The organism is Cupriavidus sp. KB_39, from assembly GCF_052114485.1.
Lineage (GTDB): Bacteria > Pseudomonadota > Gammaproteobacteria > Burkholderiales > Burkholderiaceae > Cupriavidus.
Map to the genome: position 1 here is coordinate 1 of NZ_JBFREV010000087.1, position 3875 is coordinate 3875.

The window sequence follows — 3875 nt, forward strand, 5'->3', positions numbered from 1 at the left end:
TCTATTTCATGGCGTTTGGCGATCTCACCATAGCCTGCCTGACCGTCCAGGTAGCTCTGGATAACTGTCAGCCTGAACTGCTCCGAGTACCGATACATGAAAACACCCCAAAAGTTGGTGTCCAACTTTTGGGGTGCAGTTCAGATGCCCTGGCTCTTGGTGTCATGTGCTCAGTTCCACAATGACGGGTCGTTCGACTTGAAGTAGCCACGCGTCGAATCGCAATCGTCGTCGTTTCATGTGGATGTCCATCGGATCGCTAGTTGCTGCCGGAAGCTGGTTCGAAAGATGGCTGTGTCGAAGCGAACGGCTGGCAGCCTGCCGCGATATCAGCCGATTCGCTGGAAAGCCCGCGCGCTGAAACCATCCATCTTCGTTGTCGGTGATGACGTAGGCACCGTGCTCCAAATCGCGGGACAGGCTCAGAAGCGTTTCAAGCATGGTCGTCGAGCGAGGTTTCCACCGGTTCGGTGATCTGAGAGGCGTCGCGTCGAGGATCAGCATGCCGTCAGCCCTATCGGGCGAGTCAATCCTGACCGACGAGAGTTCGTACGACATGGATTTTTTCTGGCGGGAACAACACATTGATCTCATCACTCTAGAGAGAAGAGAGGTGTGTTGTTCCCGTTGCCGTTAGTGGCCGGTGGTGCCGTTCGGATTGACGGCGCCGCTGCCTGCCAGCCGATCACGTTGCAGCTTGTTGTACTGCATGTCATAGGCCTTCGCGAGGCAGTCCAGCGCTTTGCAAATATTGCGCACCTTCGTCAGCCATTGGCGTTGCTCCTGCTTGATCTGTCCAGGACTGCCGGTGCTGGCGAGTGCTTCCTTGTACAGGTCGGCAATCACCGAATCGGCATCGGATAGCGTTTGGTCCGCGCAAATCATCTTCTCGACGTTGGTCGAAGCCTTGGCGCAATTGAAGCTCGGGGCGGCGAATACGGAACAGCTTGCTCCGAGAAGCGCGGCGAGAAGGATGTGGGTGTATCGATTTTTCATGGTCGAGCTTACGGTCTCTGTTTGCTACGTATTGGGAGGGATTTCACGACGCAGTGGTCAGCTGCCGTGTGCAGACCGTCATCAGTGCGCCAGAAAAGCGCAGCGGGTCGGCTCGATACTTTTGGATGGTCGCAGGAAGGTCGGTATCTCTATCAATGCCGTGTCCAAAATGAAGCAAGAGCTTCTTCTCGTATGCACGATATTGGGGCGGTACTTGACCACTGAATTGCGAGTAGATTCGATCGGCGTGCTTTTCGATGTCGATCCGTTCGCCCTGTGCCTTCGATGCGAGGACTCCTGACACGTAGGTCACGACGACAGAGCAAAGGTTTGTGGCGATGTCATTGGGTAGCGGCGGCTTGATGTTCTCGGCTGGCTTCTTCTCATGCTTGGCCGCTGCTTTATCCTCTGCAATCTGCTGGTCGCTGGCGATTTCTTCGGGCGTTCGAGTTACGTTCGATAACATTGCTGTGACGACGAGGACGGGCAATGCAATGAGCGCGATTCGCTTGCGACTAGGATTTGCATTCCACCGCATGACCCACGCCGGTTTGATCATTCCAGCGATGAGTCCAATCATGGCGAGCGCGAACAGCAGATGGAAGAACTTGGACATAGGTATCGATGAGCCTTGGTGTGGGGCGTGGTTGGCTTGCAGGCAAGTGGGAACAACACGATCTCTTCTTCTCTATAGTGAGGAGATCAACGTGTTGTTCCCGCCATCAGCGAGGCCCGTTACTTCGCCACGCTGATGCCGAAGACGGAATTCAGTCCGACGACGTTGTTGCCATAGAAGCCGAGCCAATCGATCCACGTCAGCCCTTGCGGCTGGTTGTAGTAGCCGGAGTGAGTGAAGATCGTGGAGGCGGTCAGTGTCTGGTAATCGATCTTCTGGATCGAGTTGCCGACGTTCGTCGGGAAGTTCGTACCCCAGGTGCTGAGGTCGTTCACCCGATTCACGTAGATCGTCTTGGTGGAGCTATCGAATGCGAAGTCATACGGGGTGATGTACGTGCCATCGTTCGGCAGATTAGTGATGGGCTTGATCGCATACGACTTGGTTGCACCGTCGAACGGAATGATGATCGAACGATGTCCACCCGTTTCATTGCCGCCAGCAATCAGGCTGTAAGTGCCGTTCTGATCCAGGTCGATCAGCTCAGTCGTCCACATCGGGCCGTTGGCTTGATTGTTGAGTTCGATGCGATCAACAGTGCTGTAGTCCACCGTGAAGGTGCCGTCGCCATTACCCTTCAAGGCATACAGCTGATTCCTGCTGCCATTGCCATTCATGTCTGCGACGATGACATCGATATTGCCATCGCCATCGATATCCGCCGCGCTAGCGCCGTGGGCGTAGGCGACGACCGGAACGACAGTGTTCTTGTAGGTGTGCGTGGTTTTGTCGCTCAGCAGAATGCGCTGATTCTCTCCCGCGAACGGAGCAGCGTCGAAGCCGGTGCAGGACACATAGACATCGGGCAGTTGGTCGCCGTTGAAATCCGCAACCAAGATCTTACGAGGCCAAACGCAACCCGAGTTGTCGGGAAGGATATCGGACGTGTGATCGACCCAGTTGCCGTTGGCATCCATCTTCCAGAATCTGATGTGGCCCGGAATAGCACCTTGAGCGAACGGCTTGCTGTTATCGGCTTCTTGCGTATGCGATACGAGCGAGTACGTGCCTTCCTGGAAGAAATCTCCGAGGGCATAGGCAAGTGTCGTTGCGCCGGGCAAATTGCCGGTCTGCGGAATGGATTGCGGGCCGGTCGAAGCCACAGCAGCCATTCTGTTCAGGTACGACGACTTTTCGACAGGTAGCGGCACCATCATCGTGGCCGATTGCTTCGCAGAACCACCCGGGCCGGAGCATTCCAGCGTGAACACGGTTTGGCCAGGCGCCGTCGCAGTCTGTATCGARGTGCCGGATGTCGCTTGCGTACCCGTCCATGCACCCGACGCCGAACAGAACGTCGCATTCGCGGTCGTCCACGTTAGCTTCGCATTCTGTCCGAGTGCGACTTTCGGCTGAGCGAAAGCCAGGCTAACGGTCGGCGCAGGCGACGCGCTCGGCTGAGTTGTGGACGTGCTCCCATCACCTCCGCCACCGCACGCCGTCAGCACCATCGCACTGACGGTAACTGCAAACACTCCTACAAACTTCGATTTCATACATTCCTCTGTGTGAATTGCTTTGGATGCCCAATGGCTCGATTTGCGGCGCGTGTGATGAAACAGCGTGACCCCCACAACGCGTCCGCAACTTGCAAAACTGCGCCGCCGTTTCAATGACACGGCGGCGCAGCACTAACGAGGGCAGGGCAATGCCTACCCAACGGATTGCTTGAGCAGGCATTCGGCCTGTCTCACAACTCGATGATCTGGTGAACGATGGCTTGAACTGCCGGCGTGCTTTTCCGCAGGAGATTGGAGAAGCGCGAAACGATCAGTCGGTTCTTTCGCGTTTCGATCTTGTTGATTTGCCGGACTACGGCCGGATCGAAGGGCTTGCCGGGCTTCATGTTTTCGATGGCGGTTTTCGCGAGTGCGGTGCGCTCGCCGTCCAGCTCTTGCAATGCTGCGCGGAATTTCTCGGGAGACTCGCTGGCGATACTGGTCCGGGCCGGTTTTACCTTCGGAGTAATGCCGGGTGCGGTCGAGGGCTCGGTGGCGCCAGCCTGGGTCGTGGAGGGCTTCGATTCGGTCTTCGTGCTCATAGTATTCACCAATTAAAGTTGTAGATACGACAGTTGAATACTATCTAGAATTTCGTGCCTCGTACATATTTTCTTTCGAAGAATCAATGGGTTATGCGATGTCCTCAGGCTTTTTTCACGCCATCAGTTCCGGCGAAGCTCCCTCCGCCGGTGGTGCATAAC

At 56.0% G+C, this 3875-nt stretch carries 5 protein-coding genes; all 5 read right to left on the reverse strand.

Going from position 1 to position 3875, the window contains the following annotated elements; genetic code table 11:
* Positions 1 to 162: 162 nt before the first annotated feature.
* Positions 163 to 558 (reverse strand): hypothetical protein, encoded by a 396-nt coding sequence (locus AB4Z27_RS28475; RefSeq protein WP_441645907.1) that lies wholly within the window; start codon positions 556 to 558, stop codon positions 163 to 165.
* A 75-nt stretch (positions 559 to 633) separates the two neighbouring features.
* Positions 634 to 996 carry a lysozyme inhibitor LprI family protein gene (locus AB4Z27_RS28480; protein WP_441645908.1) on the reverse strand — a complete coding sequence of 121 codons (363 nt, stop codon included), beginning with the start codon at positions 994 to 996 and terminating at the stop codon, positions 634 to 636.
* A 43-nt stretch (positions 997 to 1039) separates the two neighbouring features.
* Entirely contained in the window at positions 1040 to 1612 is a 573-nt protein-coding gene (locus AB4Z27_RS28485) for a hypothetical protein (protein ID WP_441645909.1), read from the reverse strand.
* Positions 1613 to 1731: 119 nt separating this feature from the next.
* Positions 1732 to 3168, reverse strand: a complete 1437-nt coding sequence (locus tag AB4Z27_RS28490; protein ID WP_441645910.1) for an FG-GAP repeat domain-containing protein — start codon at positions 3166 to 3168, stop codon at positions 1732 to 1734.
* A 194-nt stretch (positions 3169 to 3362) separates the two neighbouring features.
* Positions 3363 to 3713: a hypothetical protein gene (locus tag AB4Z27_RS28495; protein ID WP_441645911.1), complete on the reverse strand. Its 351-nt coding sequence runs from the start codon at positions 3711 to 3713 to the stop codon at positions 3363 to 3365.
* Positions 3714 to 3875 lie beyond the last annotated feature (162 nt).